Annotated in this window: 14 protein-coding genes; 11 read left to right on the top strand and 3 right to left on the bottom strand. The window is 55.3% G+C overall.

All coding sequences use genetic code 11. The features are described from left to right. Window positions 1-5 precede the first annotated feature (5 nt). Genes WNY37_RS11505 through WNY37_RS11495 form a run of 3 tightly spaced genes read left to right on the top strand, consistent with a single transcriptional unit; the run spans window position 6 to window position 2,343 of the window. A complete protein-coding gene (locus tag WNY37_RS11505; RefSeq protein ID WP_342973533.1) occupies window positions 6-1,067 on the top strand; it encodes a phosphotransferase family protein in 1,062 nt (353 codons plus the stop codon). After that, window positions 1,067-1,447 carry a DUF6285 domain-containing protein gene (locus WNY37_RS11500; RefSeq protein WP_342973532.1) on the top strand — a complete coding sequence of 127 codons (381 nt, stop codon included), beginning with the start codon at window positions 1,067-1,069 and terminating at the stop codon, window positions 1,445-1,447. Before WNY37_RS11505 ends, WNY37_RS11500 begins: the two co-directional genes overlap by 1 nt. After that, window positions 1,447-2,343, top strand: coding sequence for a hypothetical protein (locus WNY37_RS11495; protein ID WP_342973531.1), 897 nt, complete (start codon window positions 1,447-1,449; stop codon window positions 2,341-2,343). Before WNY37_RS11500 ends, WNY37_RS11495 begins: the two co-directional genes overlap by 1 nt. Here WNY37_RS11495 and rfaE2 read toward each other — a convergent pair. Beyond that, window positions 2,340-3,797, bottom strand: a complete 1,458-nt coding sequence (gene rfaE2 / locus WNY37_RS11490; RefSeq protein ID WP_342973530.1) for a D-glycero-beta-D-manno-heptose 1-phosphate adenylyltransferase — start codon at window positions 3,795-3,797, stop codon at window positions 2,340-2,342. The genes WNY37_RS11495 and rfaE2 overlap by 4 nt on opposite strands. Before the next feature lie 149 nt (window positions 3,798-3,946). Between rfaE2 and WNY37_RS11485 the strand changes: the two genes are divergently transcribed. The 4 genes from WNY37_RS11485 to WNY37_RS11470 are packed head-to-tail and all read left to right on the top strand — an operon-like array spanning window position 3,947 to window position 8,764. Continuing rightward, window positions 3,947-5,419, top strand: a complete 1,473-nt coding sequence (locus WNY37_RS11485) for a deoxyribodipyrimidine photo-lyase (protein ID WP_342973529.1) — start codon at window positions 3,947-3,949, stop codon at window positions 5,417-5,419. Then, window positions 5,416-6,741 (top strand): FAD-dependent oxidoreductase, encoded by a 1,326-nt coding sequence (locus tag WNY37_RS11480; protein WP_342973528.1) that lies wholly within the window; start codon window positions 5,416-5,418, stop codon window positions 6,739-6,741. The genes WNY37_RS11485 and WNY37_RS11480 overlap by 4 nt, the downstream gene beginning before the upstream one ends. Continuing rightward, entirely contained in the window at window positions 6,738-7,535 is a 798-nt protein-coding gene (locus tag WNY37_RS11475; RefSeq protein ID WP_342973527.1) for a DUF1365 domain-containing protein, read from the top strand. The genes WNY37_RS11480 and WNY37_RS11475 overlap by 4 nt, the downstream gene beginning before the upstream one ends. After that, window positions 7,532-8,764: a cyclopropane-fatty-acyl-phospholipid synthase family protein gene (locus tag WNY37_RS11470; RefSeq protein ID WP_342973526.1), complete on the top strand. Its 1,233-nt coding sequence runs from the start codon at window positions 7,532-7,534 to the stop codon at window positions 8,762-8,764. Before WNY37_RS11475 ends, WNY37_RS11470 begins: the two co-directional genes overlap by 4 nt. Here WNY37_RS11470 and WNY37_RS11465 read toward each other — a convergent pair whose 3' ends face one another. Continuing rightward, the gene (locus tag WNY37_RS11465) at window positions 8,765-9,469 is read right to left on the bottom strand and encodes a DUF6134 family protein (RefSeq protein ID WP_342973525.1); all 705 of its coding nucleotides are present in this window, start codon (window positions 9,467-9,469) and stop codon (window positions 8,765-8,767) included. After that, on the bottom strand, window positions 9,466-9,996 hold the full coding sequence (locus tag WNY37_RS11460) for a cupin domain-containing protein (RefSeq protein ID WP_342973524.1): 531 nt from the start codon (window positions 9,994-9,996) through the stop codon (window positions 9,466-9,468). The genes WNY37_RS11465 and WNY37_RS11460 overlap by 4 nt, the downstream gene beginning before the upstream one ends. 126 nt (window positions 9,997-10,122) lie before the next feature. Here WNY37_RS11460 and WNY37_RS11455 point away from each other — a divergent pair, with 126 nt between their 5' ends. From WNY37_RS11455 to WNY37_RS11440, 4 genes are all read left to right on the top strand, one after another. After that, window positions 10,123-11,124: a cysteine synthase A gene (locus WNY37_RS11455; RefSeq protein WP_342973523.1), complete on the top strand. Its 1,002-nt coding sequence runs from the start codon at window positions 10,123-10,125 to the stop codon at window positions 11,122-11,124. Between the two features lie 4 nt (window positions 11,125-11,128). Next, the gene (locus WNY37_RS11450; RefSeq protein ID WP_342973522.1) at window positions 11,129-11,977 is read left to right on the top strand and encodes a sulfurtransferase; all 849 of its coding nucleotides are present in this window, start codon (window positions 11,129-11,131) and stop codon (window positions 11,975-11,977) included. Then, complete coding sequence (gene metC, locus WNY37_RS11445) at window positions 11,974-13,134, top strand: cystathionine beta-lyase (RefSeq protein WP_342973521.1); 1,161 nt, start codon at window positions 11,974-11,976, stop codon at window positions 13,132-13,134. The genes WNY37_RS11450 and metC overlap by 4 nt, the downstream gene beginning before the upstream one ends. 387 nt (window positions 13,135-13,521) lie before the next feature. Further along, window positions 13,522-14,709, top strand: coding sequence for a type III PLP-dependent enzyme (locus WNY37_RS11440; protein ID WP_342973520.1), 1,188 nt, complete (start codon window positions 13,522-13,524; stop codon window positions 14,707-14,709).

The following is a 14,709-nucleotide window of genomic DNA, read 5'->3' as shown; positions in this document are numbered from 1 at the left end:
CCTGCGTGCGTCTGGTTGACGTTGAGTATGGCTTGGAAGTGTTCTTCTTTCCGTTAATTGTGGCGAAGATGAGTGACGCACAAGATTTTGAACGCAGGCTTTCCGCTGTCGTTGCAAAGATTTACGACGGAAAAGCTGAATTGAATTCGGCCGAGCAATTGTCAGGCGGCGCTAGCCAGGAAACCTGGTTGCTGAAGCTTGCAGGATCATTGGTCCCTGATTCTATTATCTTACGCCGAGCCCCCGAAGGGGCGACGGCCACGTCGGAATTAAATCCGATCGGACTTGCCCGGGAAGCGGAGGTCATTGCGTTGGCATCTGACGCTGATGTGCCCGTCCCAAAGGTACTCAGGGTGCTGACGCCCACAGATGGCCTCGGTGAGGGTTTCTTCATGAGCCGTATCACCGGAGAAACCATTGCGCGACGCATTCTGCGAGACGATCAATATGCTACCGCCCGCGCTGTGCTGCCGGAGCAATGCGGTATGGCGCTCGCGCGAATTCACTCTGTCAAAGGTGCAAGCGATTGCGGTCTGGAAGAGAGCAGCGGCCTGGATCAACTTCGCAGATACGATGAAACCTACAGGTCCACCGGGATATGTCGACCGATATTCGATTTGGCTGTTGCATGGCTAGAGGACCATGCCCCTTCGCCGCTCAAGCCTGCTCTCGTTCACGGTGACTTCCGCCTCGGAAACATCATGGTCGACGAACAGGGTTTGGCGTCGGTTCTCGACTGGGAACTCTCGCACATTGGGGATCCGAGAGAAGACATTGCGTGGCTATGCGTAAATTCGTGGCGCTTCGGACAATCTGAAAATCGGGTCGGCGGCTTCGGGCAATTGGAGGACTTGCTTGACGCTTACGAGCAAGCTGGCGGCCAAGCCTTTCAACCGACGGATATTGACTGGTGGGAAATTCTAGGCAGCCTCAAATGGGGCATCATGTGCATGATGATGTACGAATCCTTTCGGTCCGGCGCTGATCCGAGTGTCGAACGCGCGGCGATCGGCCGACGTGTTTCGGAAACAGAAATAGACCTGATAAACCTGCTGGAGAGGCAATAATGTACGACCAGCCAACGATCAAAGAGCTTGTTGAAGCGGTGAAGAATTTTGTCGATCACACCGCGATGCCTGAACTCAGTGGTCGGGCTGCCTTCCACGCAAGGGTTGCCTCCAATGTGCTTGCGACGATTGCGCGAGATTTGGAGGCCCGCAAACAAAACGATGCTGAAGAAAGATCGAGCCTGCAGGCTCTGCTCGGCACCTCGAATGAGAATGATTTGAGAGCCTTGAATTGCGAACTTAGCGAGCGCCTGAGGAACCGCACGCTGGATAGCAGCTCAACTGAGCTCATGTTGCACCTAAAAAAGACCGCAATTGCACAGCTAAAGGTGGATCAGCCGTCCTATTCAGGACTGAAAGAGGCAATGAAGGAAGAGTAATGCGCCGCGGGCTAATCGCAGTTGTTGTCATTCTTGTTGGCTGGTTCGCTTTCAAGAACCTCATCTACACATCAATGATCGGGCGAACAGAAGGCACACCTCCAGCGCCCGATTATTTCTATGATGAGGCATGGCTGGAAAGGCCTGCGGAACTCCCTCCAGGTGGCTGGGCAACACCATGGGGGGTCGATTTCTTTGTGATTGCCCCGCCGCCGACAACACCTGCGCCAGCGGGCATCATTCGCGCTGACGACGACGTCATACATCAAAGTTATGATGCATTCGTCTCAGAGGTTGGCCTGGATACGTCAGACCTCGAAATATACGCGCCTTCTTACAGATCCCCCTCGCCCGCTCTGGCGGCGAAATCCCGATCCGAAGCGATGAAACTGGCTGAAACCGACGTCATCGACGGTATGGCGCGGTACCTTTCAACCGACAATCGCAAGCGCGGACTCATCATTCTCGCCGCGCCTGGCACTGAGTCGCTTCTTACCGCTGCGCTGGGCACCCTTCCCGACGACGAGGATTTTGGCCAGCGTTTTGGCGGCGTCGTTATGAGTTCAGACGCCGATACGGGTGCTTTTATGCCCGCTCTTGGCAATTGTAGTCCGGCTGTCGACCCCTGTGCAGTCAGCGCTGACCTCGTTGCAAATGCGTCTGCCATGAGGTTTGTCCTGCCAAGCCTGCCAAGCCCACAGATGACCTATTCCTCTTCAGAAGATTTGAGTTCCACATTGCACAAGCGCGCAGAAACGCTTGCAGAATGGCTTGATGCAAACGCTGTAAAGCCAGCTGAACCCTTCGATACCTGGGCCGCAGATGAAGTGGTGGATGTTGCGCCAATTCGTCGACCGAACCAGGATGAAGACATCTCCGGAGACCGCGGAGACTAGGTCTTTGATCGTTCGATGATGTTTGTGGTCGAGTGTCCCGCTTCAAGTTCGACGATGTGCACCTCGCCGCCGTTCTTGAGAACAGTGTCGGCACCGACAATCGTCTCGATCGAATAATCGCCGCCCTTCACCAGAAGGTCCGGTACGATGAGCTCGATCAAGGCCTCTGGCGTGTCTTCTTCGAAGATGGTGACGGCATCTACGGCATTGATACCAGACATAATTGTCGCTCGATCATGCTCGGAGTTAATCGGCCGATTATCCCCTTTCAGCCGCTTGACTGAAGTGTCGGAGTTAATGGCAACAACCAGCCTGTCACACATGGATCGGGCACTTTCGAGGAGCTTCATATGCCCCGGATGAAGGATATCGAAGCACCCGTTCGTGAAGCCGACCCTCAGCCCATCGGACTTCCACTGTTCAGTTTTTGTTTGCAGTAAACCGCGCTCCAGAACCGGAGCACGCAGCAGATGGTGTCTTGGCTCGATCGCCATTCGAATCTCGCTCGCGGACACTGTAGCGGTGCCTGTCTTTCCAACGGCGATGCCTGATGCCGTGACGGCGAGCGCAACGGCCTCTTCCAATGCGGCGTCTGCTGCATAACCAAGCGCCATAGCTGCCATGCTGGTATCGCCGGCGCCAGAAACGTCATAAACCTCACGCGCTTCACCATGACGGTGATGAACCTTCCCGTCAGTGATCCACGACATGCCTTTTTCAGCGCGCGTAACAACAAAATTCGTTTCGGGTAGGTTGGACTTTAGCACCACCAGGGCTGCTTCGACATCTTTGTCATCGGCACACGAAAGGCCAGTCGCCGCAGCAAGCTCGTTTGCATTGGGCTTGATAAGCGTAGCCCCGCGGTACACCGCAAGATCATTAGATTTGGGATCGACAAGAACTGGAATGCCGACGCCAGAAGCAATGTCGAGACACGCTCTGAATATGTCTGGCGTGACACTCCCCTTGGCGTAGTCGGAAACGACAATGGCGCTACAGGTCTTCGCGCGCACTGCATCTCCAATCGCCGAAATGATCACGTCCGCCGTTAACCCGATGTCCGGCACCCTGGCTTCGGTGTCCACCCGCAGCAATTGCTGGTTGCTGGCCACGAAACGGGTTTTGACGATTGTCTGAAATGACGATGAACGCGCCAGTCGTGAATCGATTCCCGGCTCGCTATCCATAACGGAGGCGAGGCGTTCGCCGTCCTCGTCTTCGCCAACGCAACCGATAAGAATGACGTTGAGCCCCATCGACGCCATGTTTCTGGCGACATTGCCAGCACCCCCGGGCATCTCCGACACGCTGCTTTTTTGAAGCACGGGTACTGGCGACTCTGGCGAAATACGGTTCACCGAACCATAGACAAACCGGTCCAGCATCAAGTCGCCCACACATAGGACCGTCTTGCCGCGGCCACGCTCAATCAAGCTGGCAAGCCTCTGCTTCATGTGACCTCTCCTGTGTGCGTTTGTGGCTCGAAACTGCGCCTAGATTCGCCTTTTAGATACTGGGACTGGATTGTGCCAGCGTTCGGCACAAATGCATTGCGACTCATCCAGTTAGCGGTTTGCTGCGTATCTAAAACAATGCGCGTTTTTTGGAGGCGATTCTGCCAGATCATTCGGGAAGAAAACTCATTGTCTGGCTTAGACGCGATCTGCGCTTGAAAGATAATGCAGCCCTCGCAGCTGCTGTGGAAACAGGCGCTGATGTGGTCTGTGTCTACATATTGGAGAAGCATGACAAGCTGCGCTCCCTCGGCGGCGCGTCACTCTGGTGGCTCGATAAATCGCTTAAGTCATTGCGATCGGATATCTCAAATCTTGGCGGCAAACTCATTTGCCGGTCAGGTGACCCTGAACAGATTATTCCGGCGCTCGCGAAAGACCTCAATGCCGTCGGTGTCTACTGGGGCCGTCGATACGGTAAAGGTGAGCGCGACCTGGATGCTTCCATAAAGTCCGAGCTCAAAGACAGCGGTGTCGAGGCGCAGAGCTTTAATACCATGCTGCTCACGGAGCCGTGGACGATCAAGACCGGTGCCGGCGGCTACTACAAGGTGTTCACCCCTTACTGGCGAGCCATGAAAGACTGCTACGAAGCCCCGGACGCCCTACCCGCCCCTGGTTCGCTCAGCGGACAAGGAATTGAGAGCGATCGTATCGAAGATTGGGGGCTTCACCCATCAAGTCCGGATTGGTCAACGGGCTTCGAAGACGAATGGGAACCGGGCGAGTCGGGCGCAGCCAATCGGCTCTCGGAATTTCTGGACGACGGCCTTCGCGACTACAAATCAGCCCGAAATCGACCCGATGTCGCCAATGGGACTTCAGGGCTGTCTCCACACCTTTCATTCGGCGAAATCAGTCCAGCGCAGATTTGGCGCTCGGTGATGTCGAAAATCAGCCATGGTTTCAAACAGGACGACAGTGCGTGGACCTTTCTGTCTGAAGTCGTATGGCGGGAATTCTCTTACGTCCTCTTGTATTATAATCCGGAAATGACCTGGAAAAATTACAATGACAAATTTGACGACATGCCCTGGCGTTCAAATGCTTCGCGCCTGGAGCGCTGGCAAAATGGACAGACTGGCTATCCGATCGTCGACGCCGGAATGCGTCAGCTCTGGCACATTGGATGGATGCACAATCGCGTACGAATGATTGTCGCGTCCTTTCTAACCAAGCACTTGCTGGTTCCCTGGCAGGACGGCGAGACCTGGTTCTGGGATACACTGGTTGATGCTGATCCCGCTTCGAATTCTGCCGGTTGGCAATGGACTGCCGGTTCTGGCGCAGACGCTTCCCCCTATTTTCGGGTCTTCAATCCAATCACTCAGGGGCAAAAATTTGATGAGACCGGTTCTTACGTTCGCAAATGGTGCCCGGAATTGAAGGACCTGCCGGACAAATACCTCCACGAACCATGGGCCGCCGATAAGTCCATTCTTTCGAACGCCAGCGTTAAGCTTGGCGAAACATACCCCGAACCGATGATCGAGCATTCTGAAGGCCGGGAACGGGCGTTGGACGCGTGGGATACCTTGAAGAAGCAACAGGAAACCGCATGAAAAAAATTGCTATCATCGGCTCCGGTATAAGCGGGTTGGGTGCGGCCTACGCACTCCGGAACACCGCAGATGTAACCGTCTTCGAAGCGCGGTCTCGCGCTGGCGGACACGCGCATACTGTCTCCATAGACTATGACGGTGAGCCCATGGCCGTTGATATGGGATTCATCGTGTATAACGGCCTGAATTACCCGAACCTCACCGGCTTCTTCAATGAACTGGACGTTGCCACCGAAGCGAGTGATATGAGCTTTGCCGTTTCCAATCCTGATGGATTTGAGTGGGCGTCGACGACTAGCGGCATATTCGCCCGGAAAAGGAACCTGCTTCGTCCCCGCTTTCACCGCTTCTGGCGGACAATCCTTCGGTTCAACGACATTGCGCGCGCCGAACTCGCCAATGGCTCAATTCAAGCTGAAAGCCTGGGCTTCTGGCTGGACCAGCACGGTTTCAGTAAGGACTTTCAAGACAACTATATCCTGCCCATGGGCGGGGCGATCTGGTCTACACCCCCGGGCGAAATCCTGCGCTACCCGGCTTTGAGTTTCTTCCGATTCTTCGAAAACCATCGCTTGATGCACCGTGAGCGTCCAAAATGGCGAACCGTTACAGGCGGCTCCAAATCCTATGTCGACAAGATGGTTGATCAACTGGGCGATCGTCTCAAACTCTCGATGCCGGTCAAGTGTATTTCGCCCTTTGGCGAGAAGGTCCGTGTCGAGTTTCAGAATGCGCCGGACCAGGTCTTCGATGATATCATTCTTGCCGTGCATTCAGACCAGGCGTTGAATCTACTCTCGGAACGATGCGACCAACAGCGTTTCCTGCTTCGTTCGATCAAGTACCGCCCTAACGACATCTACCTGCATCGCGACAGCTCCTACATGCCGCGGCGACGGGCCGCTTGGGCGAGCTGGAATGTCATGGGCGACCAGTCTGATGAAACGTCTATTTGCCTGACCTACTGGATGAACCGACTACAAAACCTTCCCGTCGATAAGCCTTTGTTTGTAACGCTCAATCCGGATATCCCTCCCGCTGGCCACCAAACATTTGCGAAGGTGACATTCGATCACCCGCAGTTTGATGCCGCTGCTGACGCCGCGAAACGCTCGCTTGAGCGAAAGCAAGGCGAAGACGGCATCTGGTTTGCCGGTGCATGGCTTGGTTCCGGCTTTCATGAGGATGGATTGAAAAGCGGGCTACGCGCTGCATTATCGCTGGGCGGCGAAGTCGAGTGGGCTGCTGAAGGTGTTGAAACAGTTCCCCTTCCAGCACGCATCAAGCGAAGGGAGGCAGCGGCATCACAAGCGCTGTCATGAACATGCCCCCTGCTCTCAAACTGCACTATGGGCATACGTCCCATAAACGCTTTGCGCCTTTCCAATCTGGATTCCGCTACGGCGTTTTCATGATCGACGTTGACGTCGATCGGCTGGATGAGGCTGAGGACCAATGCAAGCGCTTCAGCATCAACAAATCCAACCTCTTCTCTTTGCGAACAGCGGAGCACGGGAGCTGCGGCCGACAATCACTACGGGCGTGGGCTGAGGCCGAATTTGAGAAGGCTGATATTGATGCCGCTGAGCATCAAATCAGACTGATCACCTTTCCCCGGCATCTGAACTACAAATTTGCGCCTATTTCGCTCTGGGTTGCCTACTTTGAGGGGGCCCCAACCGGTATCATTTACGAAGTCCGCAACACCTTTGGAGAACGTCACAACTATGTGGCCGCACTAGACGGCAAATGGAGTCGGCACAACGCGTCCAAGCAATTTCATGTGTCGCCATTCTTCGATGTGGACGGGACCTACCAATTTTCATTCCAGTTGGCAGACGATGAGCTGCGGCTCGGTATCACGACCATCAAGGATGAAACACCGGTCCATATGGCATCCTTGGCAACGAAAGCAGTCGACGCGACCGATTTGAGGCTCTGGAAAGCCGCCATCGCGCGTCCGGTTTCGACCTTCGGCGTAACTTTTGCTATTCATTGGCAAGCGTTCAAACTGTGGATCCGTGGAGCCAAATATCGTCCCAAGCCACAGGGGCCTCAGCATTCAACGACTGTCGCCAAGGCGAACGGCGAAAGCGGGAATAGGCGTGCAGCATGACCGACCAGAAAAACGTAATCAAAGCGACCGGGGCAACGGTTCGAAATATGAAAGACACACCGGCCAGTTTCAGGCTGGCTGGACTTATGCTTCTGAGAAGCGAGAGAGGGTCGATCCGGTTTGATCTGCCTGATGGCCGTTCAATCCAGTTTCAGGGGCCAGAGCCAGGTCCAAGCGCTGTTGTGGAAGTTCATGACTATGGGTTCGCAAAACGCGCCCTCGCTGGCGGAGACGTCGGATTTGCTGAAAGTTACATGGACGAGGAATGGTCGACGCCTGACCTGACCGCTTTGCTCGAATACTTCTCCGCGAACTTCGAATCTGCGGGGAAACTCGCGGTCGGTGGCTCTGTGGTGAGAGCCATCAACAAAGTGCGCCACATCTTTAACAGGAACAGCCGGTCGGGCGCACGCCGCAACATTATGGCCCATTACGACCTCGGCAACGAATTCTACGCGTCGTGGCTAGACCGCTCGATGACGTATTCGTCGGGCCTGTTTGATCGGCCGAACATGGATCTCGAACAGGCTCAGGCGGCAAAGTACGAACATATCGCAAAGCTCATCGGCGCAGGTCCGAGTAGCCATGTGCTGGAAATCGGATGCGGCTGGGGCGGTTTCGCCGAGCATTTGGCAAAGACCCACGGAAGCCGTGTCACTTGCCTCACCATTTCAGAGGCCCAACGCGAATTCGCGATTGAGCGCATGGAACGAGAGGGTCTGTCCGATCTCGTGGACATTCGGCTTCAGGACTATCGTGATCATGAAGGCCGCTATGACGGGATTGCTTCTATTGAGATGTTCGAAGCGGTCGGCGAATCGTACTGGCCAAGCTTTTTCAACAAGGTGTACGAATGCCTGAAGCCGGACGCGAAGGCCGCTCTGCAGATAATCACGATCCAGGACGATCTGTTTCCCAAGTACCGCAAACGCGCTGACTTCATCCAGCGCTACATCTTTCCGGGCGGCATGCTACCGAGCGAAGCGGCACTGAAGACGAGCTTCACCGATGCGTCGCTCCGCTACGATGGCGTGCACTATTTCGGGCAGGACTATGCCAGAACACTGAAGATCTGGGCTGAAAGATTTGAAGATGCCTGGTCGCGTATTCAAGCTATGGGTTTTGATGAACGTTTCCGCCGGATGTGGCGGTATTATCTAAGCTATTGCGAGGCTGGTTTCAGCAATGGCCGCATCAATGTCGGTCAGTTTCAGGTGTCCCGCGCCTGATCAATAGAGCTCTTCGAGAACGTAATCGATTTGCTGCCCGCGAGCTTTGAAACCAAGCTTCACCCAGCGGTTCTGTTCGTCATACCAAAGGTCCACCGTCAGGTCCGACACCAGCCGGTAATGCGTGGCTTCGACAGACTGCCCGTCGATCGTCAGAACGTCAGTGCCGATCCGCGTAACGTCAGTATCGAGAATCTCACCGTTCTCCGTGGACAATAAGGCAGAGCTATACGCTTCATGAATATTCCAGTGGCTGGAGGCCACGATCCCTGCTGGCGCAGGGCCCTCATAAGCGGTACCGCTGACAGACAATTGACCATTCTTCAGCTCTGCGCTGACGCTTTCCTTGTCGCCGTCATCGTTTGTTTGGCCGCGAACTGCAACCAGCTGGCCGTCTTTCCAGGTTTCTGAAGACGTCAACTCATACTTGAACATGGTGATCGGCCCGAGACCGGCTCTTAGCTCGACATTCGTTGTGGCGGTAAATGAGCCATCGTCTGTGACGTCGAAATCAACTGTGTGGGTTCCGAAATCCTTGCCCTTGCGTAGCACGGAAAAACGAATTCGGTCTCCATCCTCGGGTTGCCAAACGGACGGGGCAGACGCCGCTACAGGCGCACTCATCGACGATGGGGCTGCATCGTCGGCCAAAGCCGGACCACACATTAAAGCGACGGCAGACGCGGAAGCGATCATTCTGATCATGTCAGTCTCCAGAATTTAGTGGACTCTTTCGCAACGTAACAGGTGCATGCACTGTTCCCGCCCGCTGCGGGACGGTGTCGAAGGCCGGGCGTTGCGAGAACAATATCGCCCGGCACGTAGGTGCCCAAGCCGTCTTCAAATACACCCTCAAGCACAACCGTGGCTTCGAGGGCCGAATGGCCGTGCGTGAACAAACTCTGCCCGGGCTTCAGGTGCATTAGCTGACCGCCCGTCGTCGTGCGAGGTGAGTAGTGAACGCCCGATACGCCGCGTCTCCAGGACACTTCGTCGTAGTCGGTGTGAATTAAGCTCAGCGCAGCCTCTATATCGGGATCGAATGATACATCTTCTGAGCCCTGTTCAGACTGTCGGAGAAGCTCTGCCCGGGTAATTTCCCAGAGTTCAGCAGCTTCGTCCCCTTCTGAGGTCATGAGCCGGTGCAGCGTTGCAGCCGTACGCATGGCGGGAGACAGAGCCCCGGCGACATAGTCGAGCATGAAAGCCTGATATGTATCCTGTTGAGTCATTTACGGTCAGCATCCAGAAATTCTAATCAATTTAGTTACGTGTGCGGCTTGCGATTGGATCACTGGCTGCCATGTTGTCAGTCAGATACGACGCAGGTACACGAGACCAGGATTGGAGAACTCGAAATGGTGTTGAATTCTGTCCTAGGGGCAATCGGCGATACGCCACTGATCAAACTTAGGAAGGTATCCGAACAAACGGGTTGCACCATTCTAGGCAAAGCCGAGTTCCTTAATCCCGGACAGTCTGTCAAAGATCGTGCAGCGTTGGGCATCGTCCGCGACGCTGAGCGTAATGGCTTGCTTCAACCGGGCGGGACGATTGTCGAGGGCACTGCGGGTAACACCGGGATCGGACTTGCGCTGGTTGGTAGTGCGCTCGGCTACAAGGTCACGATTGTGATGCCGCGCACTCAAAGTGAAGAAAAGAAGAGCGCCGTCAGACTTCTCGGCGCCAAGCTCATCGAAGTGGACGCAGTTCCATACGCCAACCCCAACAATTACGCCCGCTATTCGGGACGGCTTGCAGAAGACCTCGCCAAGACCGAACCAAATGGTGCCATTTGGGCCAATCAGTTCGATAATGTTGCCAATCGACAAGCGCATTACGAAACGACAGGCCAGGAAATCTGGTCACAGCTAGACGGTAAAGTTGACGGTTTCATTTGCGCGGTCGGTTCGGGGGGAACACTTGCTGGTGTGGCCCAGGCGTTACGAGAAAAGAAGAAGGACGTGAAGATTGGTCTTGCCGACCCAGGTGGCGCGGCACTTTACCAATACTACAAGACTGGCGAGCTCAAATCAGAAGGCACCTCGATCACCGAAGGTATCGGTCAGGGGCGCATCACGAAGAACCTTGAAGGCCTCGAGATAGATCACGCCTATCGGTGCAGTGACACTGAAGCGTTGAACATCCTCTATGACCTCATTCAGGAGGAAGGACTGTGCCTGGGTGGGTCCGCGGGAATAAACATTGCCGGCGCGGTTCGACTTGCAAAGGAACTCGGGCCCGGCCACACAATTGTGACCATGCTCTGCGACTATGGAAACCGTTATCAGTCCAAACTGTTCAATCCGGAATTCCTGAAGTCGAAAGACCTACCGGTTCCCCCTTGGATGAAAGACTGACGACATGACCGACTCTCCTCTCGTTTCTGCTGAGTGGCTGATGGCGAATATCGACGCGCCTGACCTGAGAGTGATTGACGCCAGCTGGTATCCATCCTGGTCGTCACCTTCCAATGCCGGTCGAGAGACATACGCTCGCGGACATATTCCAGGAGCAGTGTACTTCGACATTGATGAGATCGCGGACAGTGAAAGTGATCTGCCGCACATGATGCCGGACTCAGTGAAGTTCTCTTCCCGCGTTCGCAAGCTGGGCGTTGGCGACGGCAACCGGCTTGTCATCTATGATGCAAATGACTTCATCGCGTCGGCCCGGGTCTGGTGGATGTTCCGGCATATGGGGCACAAGGATGTCTACGTGCTGAATGGCGGCCTGCGTGCGTGGCAAGCCGCTGGCGGAGAGCTTGAAGATCTTCCGCCTGTTGTGACGGGTGGTCGTCACTTCACGCCGCGCGTCCGGTCTGATCTGATCAAGACGATGGAACAGATTAAAACGATCAGCACTTCATCGGTCACACCGCTCCTGGATGCGCGCGCAGCTGGGCGATTCAGTGGAGCCGAGGCAGAACCGAGAGAGGGATTGGAGTCTGGACACATTCCCGGCAGCATCAACATCCCTTCCAGCCGCCTTGTTGGTGCGGATGGGAAGCTGGTCACTAACGACATGCTCGACACCTTGCTGGGACCATATAAATCCTCGCACGCCGTAGCGACTTGTGGCTCAGGGGTATCGGCCGCCATCATCGCATTGGGACTGGCTGAACTCGGAAATTATGACGTTGCTATCTATGATGGCTCGTGGACCGAATGGGCTGGACAGTCAGACAATCCGGTGCAGAAGGAACCTGCATGAAGAAGCCTACAAAGCTGATTCATAACAATGCCGGAACCGGTACACGTCGCACCGTCAATCCACCGATCGAGCGAGCCTCGACAGTTCTGTTTCCAGACAGGAAAACGCTCTATTCTGCCACGCCCGGTTATGGCCGGATGGGCCTTGGCGTGCATCGGGAATTAGAGGCGGCAATGTGTACGCTGGAAGGCGCTGCTCATGCTCGGCTGACCCCGAATGGGCTGTCAGCGTGCACGGTAGCGATCGGGTCTCTTGTTGAGGCTGGCGATCATGTCCTCATCTCTGATTCAATCTATGGCCCTACTCGCCGCTTCTGCGAGCGTCGCCTCAAAACGATGGGGATTGATAGTGATCGCTTTTCGCCGAGAAATATTGGCGATCTGCAGTCAAAGCTGCGCGACAACACGAAGGTAATCGCACTCGAATCCCCGGGCTCTCTCACGTTCGAGATTTCCGATACCCGCGCAATTGTAGCGTTAGCGAAATCGCGTTCCATTCGCACGATCATGGACAATACATGGGCTGCTGGCGTCTTCTGCCAGCCGCTCTCGCTGGGCGTCGATGTGTCAGTGCAGGCACTCACAAAATATGTCGTTGGCCACGCTGACGCATTTGGCGGCGCTGTGATGACCAATGATCCCGCGATCTACACGTCGCTGGAGAACATCACTGAGGATTGGGGGATAGCGCTGGCTCCAGATGATGCATACGCAGCGCTGCGTGGCACCAGAACGCTAACCACCCGGCTTCGAGAACATGAAACAACGGCACTCGTGCTCGCTGAGTGGCTTGAAAGCCAAGAGAACGTCACTCAAGTCATTCATCCTGCCCTGCCCTCGCATCCGGATCATGCGTTATGGCAGCGCGATTTCTCCGGTAGTAGCGGTCTGTTCGCCTTCCTGCTCAATGCGGGATCCAAGGACTCTCTCGACGCATTCATTGATGGCATCAAACTATTCAAACTCGGTTTCTCATGGGGTGGCTTTGAAAGTCTTTTCATTCCCTGCGACGACCAGTTGACCCGATTGTCTGGAGACTGGAGCAGATCGAAGGATGGCTACCTGATACGGCTGCATGCTGGCCTGGAAGATGTCGGCGATCTCGTCGCAGATTTGAAAGGTGGATTTGATTCAATGGCGAGCGCAAAAACCACTTGAAATCTCAAAACGAATTCTCTATCTCCCGCCTCTGACAAGCAAGCGAGCTACGACGGTCCCGAAAGGGCGTCAGTACGGGTGAGCCCAACTGTCTTCACTTCATCATCGGCTCCTGGGCCGGTCATGCTTGACGAGGATACTTGGATGACACCGAATCAGTTCGCTTCTGCGACTTCCCATTCTTTGTTGGCCGTGGCTTTTGACACTGGGCTTTATCATTACGTCGATAAGAAATTCGGAGATTATGCGGCTGCGGTCGCTGAACTTATAAGGCCGTAGCGGGCCCTGTAGCGCCCGCCGAACCTTGCCGCGCTTCATACGTTATTGCGTGTGACGCAGTTTCAAAGTTCACCGGCTTGATGCCGGCTAAAAATCCGAATCTCCACCATGTTCAAGACTGACTATGCGCCGTTGGCGCGCCCCGCTATTCTTCCAGACGCTAATAACCGCTCAGGCCTTCCCGCCTTTGCGAGTGTTGGCGACGTCCTTCATGCGTATGAAGGCGATGACGCGATCTTCGTGCTTTACCCGAAGAAAATTGCGGCCGCTGCGCGCACCTTCCTGAATGGTTTCCCCGGCAAGGTTCTGTACGCTGTGAAGGCCAACCCTCACCCAGCCGTTCTCAAAACGCTCTGGACCTCCGGCGTTCGTAATTTTGACGTTGCGTCCACCCGCGAAGTTGAGTTGGTGCAATCCATCGCGCCATCGGCGAAACTCTTCTTCATGCACCCGGTGAAATCACGGGCGGCGATCCGTCATGCATATGCAGCCGGCGTGCGCAATTTCTCATTTGATAGCGCTGACGAGCTTCAGAAGATGTTGGAAGAGACCGGATACCCGGACGACCTGTCATTGCACCTTCGCCTCGCTCTGCCGAAAGGCAATGCCGCTATGCCGTTATCTGGCAAGTTCGGTGCAGACCGTGCCACGGCGGTTGACTTGCTGAAGGCAGCTCGCCCTCACGCCTCGCAGCTGGGCGTGACGTTCCATGTTGGCTCGCAATGCCTGGAAATTGAAGACTATGATCGCGCGCTTTCTTACGTGCGCTCCGTTCTGGACAATGCTGGCATCGAGATCGACTCAGTCGACTGCGGCGGCGGCTTCCCGGTCGCTTACCCTGGCATGAAGCCTTCCCCGATGGCGGACTATTTCTCGGCCATTCGTAACGCACTCACCGTGCACGGATTTGCTGGGCTTGAAGTCCTCGGCGAGCCCGGCCGCGCACTGTGCGCACAAGGCGGGTCTACACTAACCCGCGTGGAGCTTCGTAAGGGCCGCGACCTTTATCTGAACGATGGCAGCTACGGCTCACTTTTCGATGCGGCGCAGTGTGCCTGGAAGTTTCCAGTGAAGCTTCACCGCGCATCCCCCCGACTCGCACAAGCCAATGAAGATTTTCGTTTCTTTGGTCCGACATGCGATAGCCTGGACGTGATGGAAGGGCCGTTCGACCTCCCGGCAGACGTACAGGAGGGCGATTGGATTGAAGTCTGCCATCTCGGCGCGTATGGCCAGGCTTTGTCTTCGCGCTTCAATGGATTTTATAGCGAAACCACCGTCGCCGTAATGGCGTAA

It is taken from the genome of Henriciella sp. AS95, from assembly GCF_038900055.1.
Classification (GTDB): domain Bacteria; phylum Pseudomonadota; class Alphaproteobacteria; order Caulobacterales; family Hyphomonadaceae; genus Henriciella.
This window is presented reverse-complemented; position numbering and strand designations above follow the sequence as displayed.